Annotated in this window: 14 protein-coding genes; 4 read left to right on the forward strand and 10 right to left on the reverse strand. The window is 74.1% G+C overall.

Features of this window, described 5'->3' with window-relative positions; all coding sequences use genetic code 11:
• Positions 1 to 348: 348 nt before the first annotated feature.
• The 6 genes from ACW9J6_RS31505 to ACW9J6_RS31530 all read right to left on the reverse strand — a co-directional run bounded on the left by ACW9J6_RS31505 (position 349) and on the right by ACW9J6_RS31530 (position 7,321).
• A complete protein-coding gene (locus ACW9J6_RS31505) occupies positions 349 to 534 on the reverse strand; it encodes a twin transmembrane helix small protein (RefSeq protein ID WP_457120269.1) in 186 nt (61 codons plus the stop codon).
• A gap of 118 nt (positions 535 to 652) precedes the next feature.
• A complete protein-coding gene (locus ACW9J6_RS31510) occupies positions 653 to 3,280 on the reverse strand; it encodes a TIGR02302 family protein (RefSeq protein WP_457120270.1) in 2,628 nt (875 codons plus the stop codon).
• 87 nt (positions 3,281 to 3,367) lie between these two features.
• Entirely contained in the window at positions 3,368 to 3,529 is a 162-nt protein-coding gene (locus ACW9J6_RS31515; protein ID WP_457120271.1) for a hypothetical protein, read from the reverse strand.
• Positions 3,530 to 3,729: 200 nt separating this feature from the next.
• Positions 3,730 to 5,403 carry a methyl-accepting chemotaxis protein gene (locus ACW9J6_RS31520; protein ID WP_457120272.1) on the reverse strand — a complete coding sequence of 558 codons (1,674 nt, stop codon included), beginning with the start codon at positions 5,401 to 5,403 and terminating at the stop codon, positions 3,730 to 3,732.
• Between the two features lie 255 nt (positions 5,404 to 5,658).
• Entirely contained in the window at positions 5,659 to 6,930 is a 1,272-nt protein-coding gene (gene lysA / locus ACW9J6_RS31525; protein ID WP_457120273.1) for a diaminopimelate decarboxylase, read from the reverse strand.
• A gap of 109 nt (positions 6,931 to 7,039) precedes the next feature.
• Complete coding sequence (locus ACW9J6_RS31530; RefSeq protein ID WP_457120274.1) at positions 7,040 to 7,321, reverse strand: lipoprotein; 282 nt, start codon at positions 7,319 to 7,321, stop codon at positions 7,040 to 7,042.
• 176 nt (positions 7,322 to 7,497) lie between these two features.
• Here ACW9J6_RS31530 and ACW9J6_RS31535 point away from each other — a divergent pair, with 176 nt between their 5' ends.
• On the forward strand, positions 7,498 to 9,603 hold the full coding sequence (locus tag ACW9J6_RS31535; RefSeq protein ID WP_457120275.1) for an ATP-binding protein: 2,106 nt from the start codon (positions 7,498 to 7,500) through the stop codon (positions 9,601 to 9,603).
• A 51-nt stretch (positions 9,604 to 9,654) separates the two neighbouring features.
• Here ACW9J6_RS31535 and ACW9J6_RS31540 read toward each other — a convergent pair whose 3' ends face one another.
• From ACW9J6_RS31540 to ACW9J6_RS31550, 3 genes are all read right to left on the reverse strand, one after another.
• A complete protein-coding gene (locus tag ACW9J6_RS31540) occupies positions 9,655 to 9,915 on the reverse strand; it encodes a 3',5'-cyclic-nucleotide phosphodiesterase (protein WP_457120276.1) in 261 nt (86 codons plus the stop codon).
• Between the two features lie 199 nt (positions 9,916 to 10,114).
• On the reverse strand, positions 10,115 to 11,041 hold the full coding sequence (locus tag ACW9J6_RS31545; protein WP_457120277.1) for a hypothetical protein: 927 nt from the start codon (positions 11,039 to 11,041) through the stop codon (positions 10,115 to 10,117).
• A gap of 135 nt (positions 11,042 to 11,176) precedes the next feature.
• Positions 11,177 to 11,791 (reverse strand): DUF1134 domain-containing protein, encoded by a 615-nt coding sequence (locus ACW9J6_RS31550; RefSeq protein ID WP_457120278.1) that lies wholly within the window; start codon positions 11,789 to 11,791, stop codon positions 11,177 to 11,179.
• Between the two features lie 126 nt (positions 11,792 to 11,917).
• On the opposite strand from ACW9J6_RS31550, the gene ACW9J6_RS31555 reads away from it, so the two are divergent.
• Positions 11,918 to 12,391, forward strand: a complete 474-nt coding sequence (locus ACW9J6_RS31555; RefSeq protein WP_457120279.1) for a hypothetical protein — start codon at positions 11,918 to 11,920, stop codon at positions 12,389 to 12,391.
• Between the two features lie 4 nt (positions 12,392 to 12,395).
• On the opposite strand, the gene ACW9J6_RS31560 is transcribed toward ACW9J6_RS31555, so the two are convergent.
• Entirely contained in the window at positions 12,396 to 13,232 is an 837-nt protein-coding gene (locus ACW9J6_RS31560; RefSeq protein WP_457120280.1) for a 3'(2'),5'-bisphosphate nucleotidase CysQ family protein, read from the reverse strand.
• Positions 13,233 to 13,549: 317 nt separating this feature from the next.
• Here ACW9J6_RS31560 and ACW9J6_RS31565 point away from each other — a divergent pair, with 317 nt between their 5' ends.
• Together ACW9J6_RS31565 and chpT are read left to right on the forward strand one after the other, a co-directional pair.
• On the forward strand, positions 13,550 to 15,283 hold the full coding sequence (locus ACW9J6_RS31565) for a methyl-accepting chemotaxis protein (RefSeq protein ID WP_457120281.1): 1,734 nt from the start codon (positions 13,550 to 13,552) through the stop codon (positions 15,281 to 15,283).
• 377 nt (positions 15,284 to 15,660) lie between these two features.
• The gene (chpT, locus tag ACW9J6_RS31570; RefSeq protein WP_457120282.1) at positions 15,661 to 16,311 is read left to right on the forward strand and encodes a histidine phosphotransferase ChpT; all 651 of its coding nucleotides are present in this window, start codon (positions 15,661 to 15,663) and stop codon (positions 16,309 to 16,311) included.
• Positions 16,312 to 16,548: the final 237 nt, after the last annotated feature.

Below are 16,548 nucleotides of genomic sequence, written 5' to 3' on the forward strand. Positions count from 1 at the left end.
CTCACCAGCGGTTGCAGCCAGAGGGGGCGCGGGAGCCGTCCGCCACGCGCGGGGACCGGCGGCCGCCGGTCCCCGCGCAGCCCTCATCACATCATCCAAAAGGGCCGGCTTCCAGATACAAGGGGGCGGTTCTGGAAGAGCCTCATCCTGCGTCGCCCCCTCACCTTCGGCTGCCGCCTCGCCGCGCCGACGACGAGGTCGTCGCGGCCCTCTCCCCGCACGCGGGGAGAGGGCATGCGCACCACCCGAAGTGTGAATCCGCAAGCCTCTGCGGGGGAGGGAGGGGCGCGCAGCCACCTCCTCTGTTCTCCACCGGAAAGGGGTTCCCCGCGCCAATCGTGGGCGCCCTCAGGCGCCCCGCCACCAGACCACCCCCATGATCACCAGGATGGCGACGAACTGGAGGATCACGCGCAGCCGCATCAGCCGCTGCGAGAGATTGGCGCTGCCGCCGCGCAGCATGTTGGCGAGGCCGAAGAGCAGCACCACGGCGACGGCGAGGCAGGCGATCAGGACGAGGGTGTCGGCAGACATGGGGGGTCCGTGGCGTGAAGGGCGCGGCGATCAGCGCGCGCGGTGAGCCGCACGCGGCGCGCGTCCGGGAGATGGGGATGCGGGCGTCGGGCGGCGAGGCCGGCCCCGCCGCGATCCGTCAGTTGCGCTTGAGCAGCCGCTCGAAATAGTCGAGCTCCTCCCGGGCGCGGTTGGGGTCGCCGAGCTTGCGGCGCAGCTCCTCCAGGATGCGGCGGGCGCGCTCGACGCCGGACTCGTCCGCGGTCGGCACGCGCACGTTGCCGTTCTGGTAGTCGCGGCTGCGGGTCGGGCGGCCGAGGGGGTCGCTGTCGCGCGAGCCCTGGCGGCCCTGCTGGCCGGGCTGGCCGTTGCCCTGCTGGCCCTCGCCGGGCTGCTCGTTCTGCCCCTCCTGGCCCATCTGCTGCATCTGCTGGGCCATGCCCTGCGTGCCGCGCTGCAGCCCTTCGAGGGCGCGGCCCTGCGCGTCGACGGCGCTGCCCTCCTGGCCCTGGCCGAGGGATTGCTCGGCCTCGCGCATGGCCTGCTCGGCATCCGCGAGGCCCTGCTCGCCCTGCATGCCGAGTTCCTTCATGCGCTGCTGGAGGTCCTGCAGCCGCTGGCGCAGGGCCTGCTGACGGTCGCCGAGCCCGCCCTGGCCGGGCTGGCCCTTCTGCTGGCCCTCGCCCGGCGGCTGGCCGCCCGGCTGCTGACCGCCCTGGGGCTGCCCCTGCCTGCCGCGCTGCTGGCCCTGCTGCTGGCGCCGGTCCCCGGGCTGCTGGCCCGGCTGGCCGCCCTGCGGGTCGTTCCGGCCGAAGCGGCGCTCCTGGCCCTGGCGGAAGGTCTCGTCGCGCAGGCCCTGCTGCTCGCGGGCCATGTTCTCCAGTTCCTGCATCGACCGGTTCATCTCGCGGGTGGCCGGGTCGGACATCCGCGAGCCGGGCTGCGCCATCTGCAGGTTCTCCAGGATGCCCCGGAGCTGGTCGAGCAGGCGCTGCGCCTCGGCCACGTCGCCGCGCTTCATGGCCTCCTGCATCTGCTGGAGCATGCGGTTGAGGTCGTCGGGCGTGACGGTGCGGTCGGCCTGCTGCTGGCGGCTCGGGTCGCCGGATTGCTGGTCCTTCTGCTGGCGCTGGGCGAATTCCTGGAGGAAGCGGTCCATCGCCGCCTTCAGGTCCTCCGAGAGCTTGCGGATCTCCTCGTCGGTGGCGCCGCGGTCGATCGCCTCCTTCAGCCGGTCCTGGGCGGCCCGCAGGGCCTTCTCGGCGTCGGAGAGGTCGCCCTCCTCGATCTGCAGGGCGATGGCCCAGAGGAGGTCGGCGACGGCGACGAGGTCCTCGTCCGCCTTGGCGGCGGTGAGCCGCCGGACCGCCTCCTTGAGGCCCAGGAACACGCCCCATTGCGGGGTGAAGCGCTCGGGCGCGATCAGAAGCGCCTCGAGGGAGGTGAGGACGCGCGCGCGGCCGGCATCCGGCTCCAGCACGAGGCGGCGGCGCTCCTCGGCGAGCGCGCGGGCGAGGGGCTGGGTGAAGACCCGCCCCGGCAGGAGCGTGGTCAGGGTCTCGCTGCGGCCCTCCTGGCCGGCCTCGTCCCGGGCGACGAGGGTCAGACGCACCCGGGCGCCCGCCCAGGGATTGTCGGTGAGATCGACGAGCGAGCGGGTGTCGCCGCCGCCCTGCGCCTCCGCCGGCAGGCTGAGCGCGAGCTTGGGCGGCGGCACGAGGCTGCGCCCGCGGGTCAGCGGCTCGACCGCGCCCTCGGCGGCGGCGATGCCGTAATCGTCCTTCGCCCGGTAGGTGATCGTGAAGGTGCCGCGGCCGTTCGCCTCGGGGGGACCCGCGAAGGCGATCTCAGGCGGCTTGTCGGGGATCGTCTCGACGGTGAGGCGGTGGCCGCGGCCGAGCCCGGTCCCGACCGCGAGGTCGGCGGTGCCGCCCGCGAGGGTGAAGCGCTCCTCGCGCAGCTCTGGCTTCTGCGGCCCGGCCGCCGGCACCGGCTTGAGCCCGCTGCCCGGCGTCACCGTGGCGTCCGCCGCCCCGGCGATGCGGATCACCAGGGTGGAGTTGACGGGCGCCCGCAGGTGCTGGTCCGCCTCGGCGATCGCCACGATCAGCGGCGGCAGCCGGGTGTAGAGGGGCGGGTCGATCCAGCCGTCGATGCGGAAGGCCGGGGCCGCGGCGGGCGGGCCGCGCCAGTCGAAGGCCGCGGCGACGCGCTCGCCCGCTTCCGGCCCGGCCACGAAGGCCCCCGCCACGGCCGCCAGGAGCGCCCCCGCCCGCAGGGCGTAGGGATCGCGCCGCACCATCCCGGGCCGCGGCCCGGAGACCTTGAGCCGGTCGAGCGTCCGGGCGGCGCGGCGGCGGTGCAGGTCCCACAGCACCCGGGTGGCCGGATCCTGCTGCCCGATCGCGAGCGTGTCCTCCAGCGCGCGGGCCGGCCCGTGGCGCAGGCCCGCGTCGCGGTCGATCCGCGCCAGGGCCTCGGGCCGACCGAGGGGACGCAGGCGCAGGAGCGGGGAGAGGGCGAGGAGGAGGGCGACCAGGACCGCCGCGACGCCGGCCATGCGCCAGGCGGGCGCGGCGTCGAGCCAGAGGCCGAGCCACGAGGCGGCGAGGAACAGGAGGACGACCGCGAGGCCCCGCCACAGGATCGGCCAAGCCCGCTCCCAGGCGGTGACGCGGGAGGCCCGCAGGACCAGCCGGTCGAGGCCGGCGCGCAGGGCCTGCTCGTCGGAGGGGATCTCCGTCCTGTCCGGCCCGGCCTCGCTCATCGGCTGCTCCCGCTCAGATCGGCCCGCCGAACCTCCCTCGCCGGACGAAAGGAGAGGCTAGCACGCGGCCGGGCGGGGGCCAGCGGGTCAAATCCGCTCAGGCATCCGCTTGCGTGCGGGCTCCGCCGGGGCGCCCTCCTGCAGGGCGGCGCGCACGGCCGCCAGGACCACGTGGTGGTCCTCCGCGAGGCGGCGCGCCCGGGCAACAATGGCTTCGGCACGCAGGGTGAGGGGGCGGGGCTGGGACATGGCGGGCACTCGGGAACCGACCCGCGCACCCTGGCACCGTGCCCGTCGCGGCGCCGTTTCGCCGATCCGTCGCATTTTAGCGATCGCAGGGTTTCGCGATCGCAGCGTCCGACCCGCCCCGGGGCGGCCCGCTACGGAGGACCCGGATCCTCGCACGCCCCGTCCCCGCCCGGCGAGCGGAGCGGGAGCGCGCGCCGCGCTCAGGCGGCCCGCACCTCGACGAGGAAGCGCTCCACCTCGGCGCGCAGGGCGTCGGCGCTCTGCCCGACGGCCTTGGCCGCCTCGGTGACGGCGGCGGCGGCGCGGCGGGTCTCGGCGGTCGCCCCCGAGGCCGAGGCGATGTTCCGGCTCACCTCGCCCGTGCCCTGGGACGCCTCGTCGATGTTGCGCGAGATGTCGTCGGTCGCGACTCGCTGCTGCTCCATCGCCGCCGCGATCGCGGTCGAGATGTCGTCGACGGCCCTCACGGATCGGCCGATCGACTGCACCGCCCCGACCGCCACCGTCGTCTCGCGCTGGATGGCGCCGATCTGCGTGGTGATCTCCTCGGTCGCCCGCGCGGTCTGCCCCGCGAGTTCCTTGACCTCGGCGGCCACGACCGCGAAGCCCCGCCCCGCCTCGCCGGCGCGGGCCGCCTCGATGGTGGCGTTCAGCGCCAGCAGGTTCGTCTGTTCGGCGATCTCCGAGATCATCCGCACCACCGCGCCGATGCGCTCGGCCGTGGTCGCGAGTCCCTGGATCTGATGGTCGGTCCGGTCGGCCTCGGCGACGGCCTCGCCGACGATCGCGGTCGACTTCGCGACCTGCGTCCCGATCTCGGCGATCGAAGCGGTGAGTTCCTCGGTGGCGGCGGCGACGGTCTGGACGTTGGCCGAGGCCTGCTGCGCGGCGCTCGCCGCCGATCCCGCCCGCTGCGCGGCCTCCGCGGCGCTCTCCGCCATGGTGAGGCAGGTCGTCCGCATCCCGACCGCCGATGACGAGACCGACGCCAGGAGCGCCCCCGCGCTGTGGTCGAACGACCGCGTCATCTCCTCGATCCAGCGGGCCCGCTCCCCGCGCCGCGCCTGTTCGGCGAGCTGCTCGGCGGAGAGGGCCTGGGCCTGGACCATGCCGTCCCGGAACACCTGGGCCGCCTGGGCCATCTCGCCGATCTCGTCGCGCCGGCCGAGCCCCGGGATCGCCACGCCCATCGTCCCGCCCGCAAGCTGGCGCAGGGCGGCCGTGAACGTGGCGAGCGGCCCGGTGATGCTGCGGGCCGTCATCAGGCCGCCGGTCACAACCGCGAGGAGGAGCGGGATCGTCCAGAGCAGCGTCTCAAGGAGCTTGGCGCGGAACGCCGCCTGGATGTCGTCGACGTAGAGCGCCGAGCTGATCACCCATTGCCAGGGTTCGAAGGCGAGCGAGTAGCCGATCTTCGGGGCCGCCTCGGACTGACCCAGGCGCGGCCAGTTGTACTCGGTGAAGCCGCCGCCCCGCTGCCCCCGCTCGATCATCGTCCCGACGAAGGTGGTCTTGATCTTCTCGTCGTCGTAGGTCCGGGTGCCCTCGATCTTGGGATTGGGGTGGACGACGTTGCGCCCGAGATCGCCCTGCGTGCTGCCGTAGACGAACACGTAGTCCCCGCCGTTGAAGCGGATGGCCCGCAGGGCGTCGGCCGCCCGCCGCTTCGCCTCGTCGACGGACAGCGTCCCCGCCGCGGCCTGGCCCGCCAGCGCCGTCACGATACTGTGCGCCGCCTCGACCTGATTGCGCACCAGCGACCTGCGGTCCTCCATCATCGTGGTCCTGATGAACATCATTTCGAGGCAAAGGGTCGCTGCGAACAGCAGCAGCGTGCCTGCCAGGAGAAGGAATATCTTCTTGCGTATGGTCATGACTGGGCCGCCGTAAGCGTCTCGACGCCACATACTGTAAAGTAAATCGTTAACAGAGAAATAATCACCGCAGCCCGCGAGGGGGCGGTACAATCATTGCCAAAGTTTTCGAGGGCGGAATGGTCGGCGGTTGTTCCGATTGAAACACGCGGCCGCGTTTCAATCGTGCGTCACCACTTCGCGCCGGTGGGGTGGCCGGTCGGAGGCGGACGACACCGTCTGCCCTCATCCGCCCTCGCCGCCCGGCCGGGCTCGCTACGCGCCCAGCCACTCCGGGACGCGGTCGAGGGCGATCAGCGCCTCATAGCTCGGGCGCGGGCGCACCACCGCGTGGTCGGACCCGCGCACCAGCACCTCCGGCACGAGCCGGCGGGTGTTGTAGGTGCCCGCCTGGACCGCCCCGTAGGCGCCCGCGCTCATCACGGCGATGAGGTCGCCCGCCGCCACGGCGGGCATCTCGCGGCCGAGCGCGAGGTAGTCGCCGCTCTCGCAGACCGGGCCGACCACGTCGGCGGTGAGGCGCGGCGCGTCCGGGCCGGGCTGCCGCACCGGGCGCAGGGCGTGGTAGGCCTCGTAGAGCGTCGGACGGATCAGGTCGTTCATCCCCGCATCGACGATCACGAAGGTGCGGCCCTCGCCCTCCTTCACGTAGACGACCCGGGTCACGAGGATGCCGGCATTGCCGGCGATCATCCGGCCGATCTCGAAGACCGGCCGCAGGCCGAGCGGCTTCAGGTGCGGACGGATCACGGCCGCGAAGGCGGCAGGGTCGGGGGGCGGCGCGTTGTCGTCCCGGTAGGGAATGCCGAGGCCGCCGCCGAGATCGATGTGGTGCAGCCGGTGGCCCGCCGCGATCAGGTCGCGGGCGAGTTCGGCGAGGAGCGCCGCGGCGTTGTCGTAGGGCGCCAGGTCGGTGATCTGGCTGCCGATATGCATGTCGACGCCGGAGACCACGAGGCCGGGCAGGGCCGCCGCGTGGGCGTAGACCTCCCGCGCCCGGGCGATCGGGATGCCGAACTTGTTCTCCGACTTGCCCGTCGAGATCTTGGCGTGGGTGCGCGCGTCGACGTCGGGGTTGATGCGGATCGAGATCGGGGCCGTGCGGCCGAGCGCCTGCGCCACCTCGGAGAGGGCCTGGAGTTCGGGCTCGCTCTCGACGTTGAAGCAGAGGATGCCCGCGGAGAGCGCCGCCGCCATCTCCTCGCGGGTCTTGGCGACCCCGGAGAAGACGATGCGCTCGGCCGGCACGCCGGCCGCGAGCGCCCGCCGCAGCTCGCCCTCCGACACGATGTCCATGCCCGCCCCGAGCCGGGCCAGCGTCGCGATCACCGCCTGGTTCGAGTTCGCCTTCATGGCGTAGCAGACGAGCGGGTCGTCCGGCGCGAAGGCCTCGGCGAACACCCGGTAGTGCCGTTCCAGGGTCGCGGAGGAGTAGCAGTAGAACGGCGTGCCGACCGCCTCGGCGAGCGCCGCGAGGTCGACCTCCTCCGCGTGGAGCGTGCCGTTCCGGTAGGCGAAGTGGTGCATCGCGGGCCTCGACGGTTGGGTGGGCTGCCCGCCTAGAGCATTTTGAGGTTGAGGGGAAACGCGTCGGGCCCGGGCGCCGCGGCCGGCCGCACCGCGGGACCCCGCGCGGTCACAGCAGCGGGTCGAGCGGGAAGGGCCCGGGCGGGATGGTGTAGCGCTTGCGGGCGTTGCCGCTGGATTGGGCCGAGGGCTGCGCGACGCCCGGCGTGTCCGGGACCGCCGGCAGGGTCGGATCCTCGTCCTCCGAGGCGGTCGCGGAGGCGCTTGCCGCCGCGGCCGGGCGGCTCGGCGCGGGGGCCGCCGCGTGGGGCGCTTCCAGGGGCCCGCGCCGGCCGCAGGCCGCGCAGAGGGCGACCAGTCCGAGGACGAGGAGGAGACGGGACGGGGACATGCGGGATCCGAAGCGTGGCCGCCGCACCATAGCGGCGGCGCGGCGGCGAGGCGAGCCCGCGCATCCCCGTTTCCGAGGCCGAGGCGTGCCAACACGCCGCTCGCCTTCGTGTTGCCAAACGGTTAAGCTTCGACATCGCGCGCGTCCGCCCGACGTCGCTCCGGAGAGGGAGATCTGTGAGCCTCTCGACGGTCCGCCTGCATCAGTTGCTGGTCGCCGCGGCCTTTCTGATTCCGTGCGTGGTCCTCGTCGGGGCCGCGTGGTGGAACCGGACCGAGGTGCTGCGCGAGGCCGACAGCGCGGTCCAGCGCACCGCCGCGGTGATGCACGAGCACGCTTCGAAGGTGTTCGACACCGCCGAACTCGCAATGGACCGGGTCGACGACTACGTGTTCGACCGGCCCTGGTCCCAGATCGGCGCCCCCGCGACCAGCGCCTTCCTGGCGACCCTGAAGGCGCCGCTCTCCCAGGCGGTGGCGGTGTGGGTGCTGGATGCGGAGGGGGTGGTGCGGGCGAGCAGCCGGCAGGGCGACGTCGGCACCCCGCTCGCGACCCGGGACATCTTCGCTGTCCACCGCACCCGGGACATCGGCATCTATGTCGGCCCCTCCCTGCGCGAGGGCAAACAGGAGACCTTCGCGGTGAGCCGGCGGCGCTCCACCGACGACGGCCGCTTCGACGGCGTCATCGTGATCGCGCTCGGCACGAGCTACTTCGCCCGCTTCTACGCCGCGGTGGCGGCGCCCACCGCCCACGAGGCGCTGCTCCTGCGCGCCGACGGGGCGGTGCTGGTGCGCGAGCCGGAGCGCGTCGGGGCGGAGCCGCGGCTGCCCGCCGGCGACGCGCTGATGCGGGCGATCCACGCCCGGCCGCAGGGCGGCTTCGTCACCGCCGCACCGACCGGCCACGCGGAGGAGCGCCTGGCGTGGCGGCGGGTCGGGGATTACCCGGTGAACGTCGCCTTCGGGGTCGAGACCCGGGTCGCCGAGGAGCGCTGGTACGAGAACCTGCAGCTCTACGGGGCGGTCGCCACCGCCTCGGCGCTGACCCTGGTGCTGATGGCCTGGCTCGCCCTGCGCCGCGCCCGGGCGGAGGAGGAGGCGCTGGCGAGCCTCACCCGCGAGACGGCGCAGCGCGCCGCCGCCGAGGAGCAGCTGCGCCAGTCGCAGAAGATGGAGGCGGTGGGCCAACTCACCGGGGGCATCGCCCACGACTTCAACAACCTGCTCGCCGTGATCACCGGCTCGCTGGAGGTGCTGCAGCGGCGCCTGGCCCGGGGCGAGACCGATGTCGGCCGCTTCATCGAGGGCGCCCTCGACGGGGCGGACCGGGCGGCGAAGCTCACCCACCGCCTGCTCGCCTTCGCCCGCCAGCAGCCCCTGGAGCCGCGCCCCACCGACCCGAACCGGCTGATCACCGGCATGGTCGATCTCCTGCGCCGCACCCTCGGCGAGACCGTGACGGTGGAGACCCGGCTCGCGGTCGGCGTGCCGCCGATCTTCGTCGACCAGAACCAGCTCGAGAACGCGATCCTCAACCTCGCGGTGAATGCCCGCGACGCCATGCCGGGCGGCGGGCGCCTGACCCTGGAAACCGCTCCCGACGGGAGCGAGGAGGGCCGTCCCGCCGTCGCCGTCACGGTGCGCGACACCGGAACCGGCATGCCGCCGGAGGTGGTGGCCCGGGCCTTCGAACCCTTCTTCACCACGAAGCCGCAGGGCCGCGGCACCGGGCTCGGCCTCAGCCAGGTCTACGGCTTCGTCACGCAGTCCGGCGGGCGGGTGCGGATCGACAGCGCGCCCGGCCGCGGCACGGCGGTGGTGCTGGTGCTGCCGGTCTACGAGGGCAGCGCCCCCGTCGAGGGGTCGGGGCGCGGGCGCCTCGCCGGGCCGGCGCAGCGACCGAAGGCCCGCACGGTGCTGGTGGTGGAGGACGACGCCCTGGTGCGGCGGGCCAGTGCCGAGTCCATCGGCGAACTCGGCTACCGGACGCTCACCGCCTCGGACGGGGAGGCGGCCCTCGCCGCCCTGGAGAGCAACCGGGACGTGTCGGTGCTGTTCACCGACGTGGTCATGCCGGGGCTCGACGGGCCGGCCCTGGCGGCGGAGGCGCGGCGGCGGCGGCCCGGCCTCAAGGTCGTCTTCGCCACCGGCCACGGCCGCGACGAGGGGCGCGACGGGCCCGTTCCCGCCGCCGGCGAGACCGTCCTGCGCAAGCCCTTCACGATCGAGGATCTCGCCGCGGCGCTCCAGTCGGCCTCCCGCGAGGAGGCCTCGGCCTGAGATCGGAGCGGTCGAATCCGGCCGAACGGGCCCGGTCCGGCCTGGCGGGCCTCAGTTCTTGCTGCTGCTCTGCTTGTGAGCCTCTTCGTAGGCGTCGATCGCTCGTTTGCAGTTGGCCGAGATCTTCTTCATGTTCTTCTCGAAGCAGCGATCCACTTCGGGGCTCTCGGGAGGAAGATTGCCACAATAGGTGAGATAATCTCCGGTGCAGTATTTCTTGAGGGTCGGATCGTCCCGCTGCGCCATGGCCGGCCCGGCGATCAGCGAGGCGCCGGCGAACAAGAGGGCGAACGACGTCGACTTGACCGTCATGGCGTTGAGCCTCGCAGCTTGTGAGGAGAGGGGCGGACATGACCCGAAACGGGTCCGCTGACAAGCCCGGAGGGCCGGCCGGTCCGCATGCCGCGCCTGCGCCCGCCGGGTCTTGCGCCGGGCGCGGGCGGACCGTCGCCGCGGTGCGACAACGGGCGGTGCGGCAACCGTTCTCTGCGGAAGGGTCGCGCTGCGGGCCTCAGCCGGCCGTGCGGGCCGCCGCCCCGGAGGAGAGCGGCGTCGCGGCGGGAAGCCGCGGCTCGGGCCGCGCACCGGGCGGGCGCGCCTGGGCCATCAGGGCATCCGCCACCTCGGCGATCCGCCGTTCGAGGGCCGCGTTCTCGGCGGCGACCCGTTCGTTCGGCGCGGGCGCGCGGGCCTCGGCCAGGGCCCGGCGGGTCCCCGCGAGGCCTTCGAGGGCCGCCGCGTGGGCGGGGCGCAGCGCGGCGAGCTCCCGCTCGACGGCGATGTGGCGGGTCGTGAGGTCGGCCAGCGCGTCCTCCAGCGCCTGGATCTGGTCGCGGGCATCCGCCGCCACGCTCTCGCCGATCCCGGCGAGGCGCTCGCGCGCCTCCCGGGCCTGCGCCTCCGCGAGGTCGCGGGCGGTCTCCGCCTCCGTGAGCCCGCGCCGCGCCGCGTCGAGGGCCGCCCGCGTCGCCTCCAGTTCGGCGAGCGCGTGCTGGTGGGGGCCTTCGAGGGCCCGCAGCGCCTCCTCGGCGGCCGCGCGGGCGAGGCGCAGCTCGTCGCGCTCGGTCTCGGCGGAGGCGAGGCGCGCCCGCACCGCCGCGAAGTCGCGCTCCAGGGCCTCCAGGCGCGCGTCGCGCTGCTCCAGCTCCGCCGCGAGCGCGCCGATGCGCACCGCGCGCCGCCCCATCTCCTCCATCTCGGCGCGCCGCTCCTCCCGCGCCTCCTCGACCTTGCGCTCGAGCTGGCGCTGCATCACGGCGAACTCGGCCCGCAGGTGGTCCTTCTCCGCCGTGAGTTCGGCGATGGACATCGGGAACAGGGTCTCGAGCCTGCGCCGGGCGAGGCGCTCGGCCCGCGCGTTGAGGGCGGGCAGCACCAGCAGGGCGCACAGGGCCGCGCTCAGCGCACCCAGCGCGAAGATCATCAGCGATTCGATCACGCGGGCATCACTCTCAATCCGGCACGCGCCTTGGGGTCAAGGTCGATCGGACCCTGCCACGGGAGCGCGGGCGGGACCAGTCCTGCGGCCCAAGTCCCGGTGCCCCGCTCCGTCGAACCTCGGCAATGCGGCAGATCAGAACGGGTTCCAGGTCGGCTGATCGGTGAATTTCAGGTAGCCGATGTTGATCCCGAACCGCGCCCCGACCCCGGTGCGGATCGGGACGACCACGATGTTGTCGGCGGTCGCGGCCGACATGCCGACGCCGCCGACCACGTAGGCCGAGCCGTCGAGGCCCACGAAGCGGCGGTATAGGCCGCGCACGGCGGGCAGGTTGTAGATCAGCATCATGGTGCGGGCGCCGTCGCCGCCGACGTCGAAGCCGAGGGAAGGACCCTGCCAGAACACCCGCCGCTGCCCGGCATTGCGGGTGTAGAGCGTGCCCTCGCCGTAGCGCACGCCGCCGATCACCGCCCCGGAGGCCTCCTGGCCCAGGATGTAGCCGTTGGGCTCGCCCCAGCGCCGGGCGGCCTCCTGCACGGTGAGCGCGATCCCCCGGGAGGTGGCGCCGAAGAAGCGGTGCCCCGAATCGATGATCTCGCGGGTGTCGAAGGTCTCCGGGCTCGGCTCGGGCTGCGCGAGCGCGGGGGCGGGGCCGTGCAGGAGGGTGGCGGCGCCGGCGAGGGCCGCGCACAGGAGGGTCCTGCGGCTGAGGCGCCGGCGGCCGGGAACGGAGGAAGCGAGGAGCATGTGTTAGGCACCCGGGCTTAGGCTGCGGCCCGGTGCCGGGCCGAGCGGGACCAAGGACACAAGGCGGGCGGGGCGCCCCGGGGCGCACCCGTCCGGCGCCGGTCGGGCCGCTAGGATGCGCGGGATATGGACAACATCGCGTTAACGCGGCGCGGCCTCCTGTCGCTGGGGCCGGCCCTGGTTCTCGCCGCCCCGGCGCGCGCCTCCGCGCCGCTGCCGGCGCTGTTCGCGGTCGATCCGCTCTCGGGCCTCGCCCTCGACGGCTACGACCCGGTGAGCTACGCGCTGGCGGGTGGGCCGCGTCCCGGCCTGGCGGCGTGCGAGGGCGCGTGGTCCGGGCTCTCCTGGCGGTTCTGCGGCCCGGCCAACCGCGCCGCCTTCCTGCGCGACCCGGAGGCCTACGCGCCGCGCCTCGGCGGCTACGACCCGGCCGGCGTGGCGGAGGGGCGCCTCGTCGAGGCCGACCCGCTGCTGCCGCTGCGCCCGCGCGAGCGCCTCTACCTGTTCCGCAGCCCGGCGCGGCGCGCGGCAGCCGATGCCGCCCTCCTGGCCGCCGCGGAGGCGCGCTGGCCGGCCCTGCGCGAGCGCCTCGCGCCGTGACCCCTCAGGCGGCCGGCAGGACGACGCGGCCCGCATAGGCCGGGTCGCCGAGCGCCGCGAAGGGGCCGTTGAGGTAGCGACCGCTCGTGCGGCCGTACCGGAAGGGCCGTCCGTGGGGATCGACGACGCAGCCGCCGGCCTGAGTGAGGATGTGGTCGCCCGCCGCCGTGTCCCACTCCATGGTCGGGCCCGAGCGCACGTAGAGATCCGCGTCGCCCGCCGCGATGAGGCCGAACTTCAGGGCCGAGGAGGCCGGCCGGCGGAACCCGACCGGCAGCCCGGACAGGCAGGTCTCGTCCCCCTTCGCCGCGTGGAGGCGGCTGACGAGGGCGGTCATTCCCTCCGGCGGGGTCGGCCGCACCGCGATCGGGGAGGCCCGGCCGGGCCGTCCCTCGACGATCGGCGCCTCGACGGCGCTCGCGCCCGCGCTCCAGACGCGACCGAGGGCGGGGGCTGACAGGGCCGCCGCGACCGGGCGGCCGTCGGCGACGAGGGCGATGTTGACGCTGTACTCGCCGGTGCCGCGCAGGAAGTCGCGAGTGCCGTCGAGCGGGTCGACCAGGAAGAACAGCCGCGCCGCCGCCGCCGTGCTGGCCGTCTCCTCGGCGATGACGGGCATGTCCGGCCAGCGCTCCCGCAGCGCCGCGACGATGAGGGCCTCCGCCTCCAGGTCGGCCACCGAGGTCGGCGAGCCGTCCTGCTTGAACCGGTGCGGGCAGTGGCCCGTCTCGTGCCGGCGCAGGACGAGACCGGCGGCGCAGGCGATCTCGGCGAGGATGGCCGCGACCGCGTCGCGCTCGGCGGCATCCGGAACCCGGTCTTGGGTGATCTCCACGGACATGGATCTGTCATGCCCCGCAGGCGCGGATTTGTCGATCACCGACCGTCGTTCCGGTGCGGCCCCGGCCGCCGGGCGGGCACCGGCGGAGGGCCGGGTTAATCCACCCGGTCCCGGCCTCGCCCTGGTTTGACCGTATCGGTTTAGTCCCTGGGGCGCAGTTCTCCGAACGGCAGAAAAATTCGACAGATTAATGCAAGTCACGTCAAGATGAATCTCTCGACATTAGGAGAGTATTATCCTTGATCTGGCAGAATCGCGTGGCTTCGAGACTGGCCGGCCCGACTGGGCGGCCGGCGCCAAGGGATTGGAAACCGATCATGCTACGTCTGCGTCGCGCGACCGCGCTGGCGGCCGAGCCTGCCGCTCCCGCCACTCCCGCCCCCGTCGCTCCTCCGGCACCCGCCATCCGCCCCGCCGCCGAGGCGGGGCTGATCGACCAGATCGAGCAGGACCTGCACGCGCTCGTCGGCTCGGCCAAGCAGACCTCCGCGGAGATCGGGAGGGCCGTGGCGGAGGCGCAGGCCTCCCTCACCGGCATCTCCGCCCGCACCAGCCGCCTCGTCGACGAGACCGAGGCGGCCAACGGCACCGCCGGCCTGGTGGCGCGGGCGGCGCAGGAACTCTCGGACACGTCCGACAGCATCAGCGCGCAGATCCACGCCGCCGGCGCCCTGCTCGACCGGGTGGGCGAGGCGGTGACGCGCACGAAGGCGCGGATCGAGCAGGTCGAGGCCTGCACCGTCGAGATCGGGACGGTGATCGACCTGATCGCGTCGATCACCCGGCAGACGAACCTGCTGGCGCTGAACGCCAAGATCGAGGCCGGGCGGGCCGGGGCGCAGGGCGGCGGCTTCGCCGTGGTGGCCGACGAGGTGCGCCTCCTCGCCGCCCAGACCGCCTCCGCGGCCGAGCGGATCCGCTGCTCGATCGGGCGCCTGCAGACCGAGGCCCGGGACTCGGCCGCCGTCGTCGCGGACGCGATGGGCCTCGTGCAGCAGGTCGGACCGCGCTTCGTCGAGGTCGTCACCGCGGTGGACGAGCAGAACGCCTCGACGGCGGAACTCACGCGATCGGCCGAGGCGGTGGCGGCCTTCGTCGCGCAGGTGGTGGACAACGCCGCCTCGATCGACGCCGAGGCGCGGTCCGCCGCCGCGATTCGCCACGTCGCCGACGCCTCCTCGCACAGCGTCGACCGGCTGGTCGGACGGTTCCGGGTCGTGCTGCGGGGCAACGCCCTGGGCGATCGGCGCCGCGAGCCCCGCCTGCCCGTCGCGCTGCCGGCGACGCTGCGCCTCGGCGCGGAGCGCCGGGAGACCCGGACCATCGACGTGAGCCGCGGCGGCTTCCTGGTCTCGGCGCCCGAGGGAGCGCCGCCGCCGGTCGGCGCGTCGGTCGAGGTGGAGACGGCGGAGTTCGGCCGCGTTCCCGCGCGGGTCGTCGCGACGAGCGTCCTCGGGCTGCATCTCAGCGTCGCGGCGGAGCCGCCGGGTCACGCCGAGCGCGTCCGCGCCGTGACGGAGGCCCTGGAGGCCGAGAACGCCGTCCTGGTCGCCCGGGTCCGCGACGCCGCCGCGGAGATCGCCGCGGTGATGGAGGCGGCGCTCGACCGCGGCGCCCTGAGCGAGGCCGCCCTGTTCGACACGGCCTACCGGCCGGTGCTCGGCAGCAATCCGCCGCAATACCTCACCGACGCGGTGCCGGTGCTGGAGGCGGTGCTCGCGCCGATCCAGGAGCGGCTGCTGGCGGCCGACCCGCGCATGACCTTCTGCGCGGCGGTCGACCGCAACGGCTACCTGCCGGTCCACAACGCGCAGTACTCGCTGCCGCAGCGGCCGGACGATCCGGTCTGGAACGCCGCCCATTGCCGAAACCGGCGCATCTTCGACGACCGGGCGGGCCTGATGGCGGCCCGGTCGACGGCTCCGGTGCTGGTGCAATCCTACCTGCGCGACATGGGCGGCGGACGCAGCATTCCGATGAAGGAGCTCGACGCTCCCATCCGCGTGCGCGGCCGCCACTGGGGCGGCTTCCGGATGGCCTACCGCCACTAGAGGCTGTTATGGACCGTAGACAGGTGTTGTGTCGCGTCAGCGACGTCCAGCCCGCCAGGAGGTCAGGTGAGGCAAGGCTGGTTGCCTTGCCTCACCTGGCCGACGCCGCGGATTCCGTCGCTCACGCGACCCTGCGGGCTGTCCAGGGTTGAGCGCCGGGTGCGTCGCCGGCCTTGCCGGTAGCCCCGCTACCGGCTGCAGCCGGCTCCTGCCCGGCGCCCAACCCTGGACAAGCACAACACCTGCCTACGGGCCATAACAGCCTCTAGGGGGGCACCCGCGCGCTTCCCAAATCCGCGCCGGACGGCTATCCGTGCCGCTCGCCGGCCGGCGACCCCGGCGCCGACGCTCCCCGGACAGGGCCCCCGGAGTCCCAGATGATCACCGTCACCCTCGACGCCCTCGACCTCTCGGCACTGCTCTGCTCGCGCGTCTGCCACGACGTCATCAGCCCGGTCGGCGCCATCGTGAACGGCCTGGAGGTGCTGGAGGACGAGGACGACGCGGGGATGCGCGACTTCGCCATCGACCTGATCCGCAAGAGCGCCAAGCAGGCCTCGGCCCGGCTGCAATTCGCCCGGATCGCCTTCGGGGCGGCGGGCTCGGCCGGGGCGACCATCGACCTCGCCGACGCGGAGGGCGTGGCGCGCGGCCTGTTCTCGGACGAGAAGACGAAGCTGAGCTGGAGCGCGCCGCGCGCGCTGTTCCCCAAGAACAAGGTCAAGCTCCTGCTCAACCTCGTGGTGATCGCGGTCACCACGGTGCCCCGCGGCGGCACGATCGACGTCGCGGTGACGGGCGAGGCCGAGGCGCCGGTCTTCGTGCTGACCTGCCGGGGCTCGCACGCGCGCATCCCGCCCCACCTGGAGGGCCTGCTGGCCGGCGCGCCGGAGAGCGGCACCGTCGACGCGCACGGGGTTCAGCCCTACTACGCGGGCCTCGTGGCGCGGGCCGCCGCGATGACGGTCGGCCTGTCGATCGACGGCGACACGGTGACGATCCGCGCCGAGCCGACCGCGGAGGCCTGAGCCGCCGTCCCGGTCGCGGCGGACGAGAACCCTCGCCCGGCGGCGGCACCGGGACGTCGGGCCCGATGTGAGTCATGTCTCCTCTCACCCACCGGGCCTACCGCGTGCACGGATCTCGGGAGCCGGACGATCATCCGTGCGGAGATGGCGGACGCAACCCCCCGTGCTGAGATGCTGCGCAGCAGCCTCGACGGGAGTTCCGAGCGAAGAGTGCCTTGGATACACTGTCCCGGGGTG

This window comes from Methylobacterium sp. JK268, assembly GCF_054052225.1.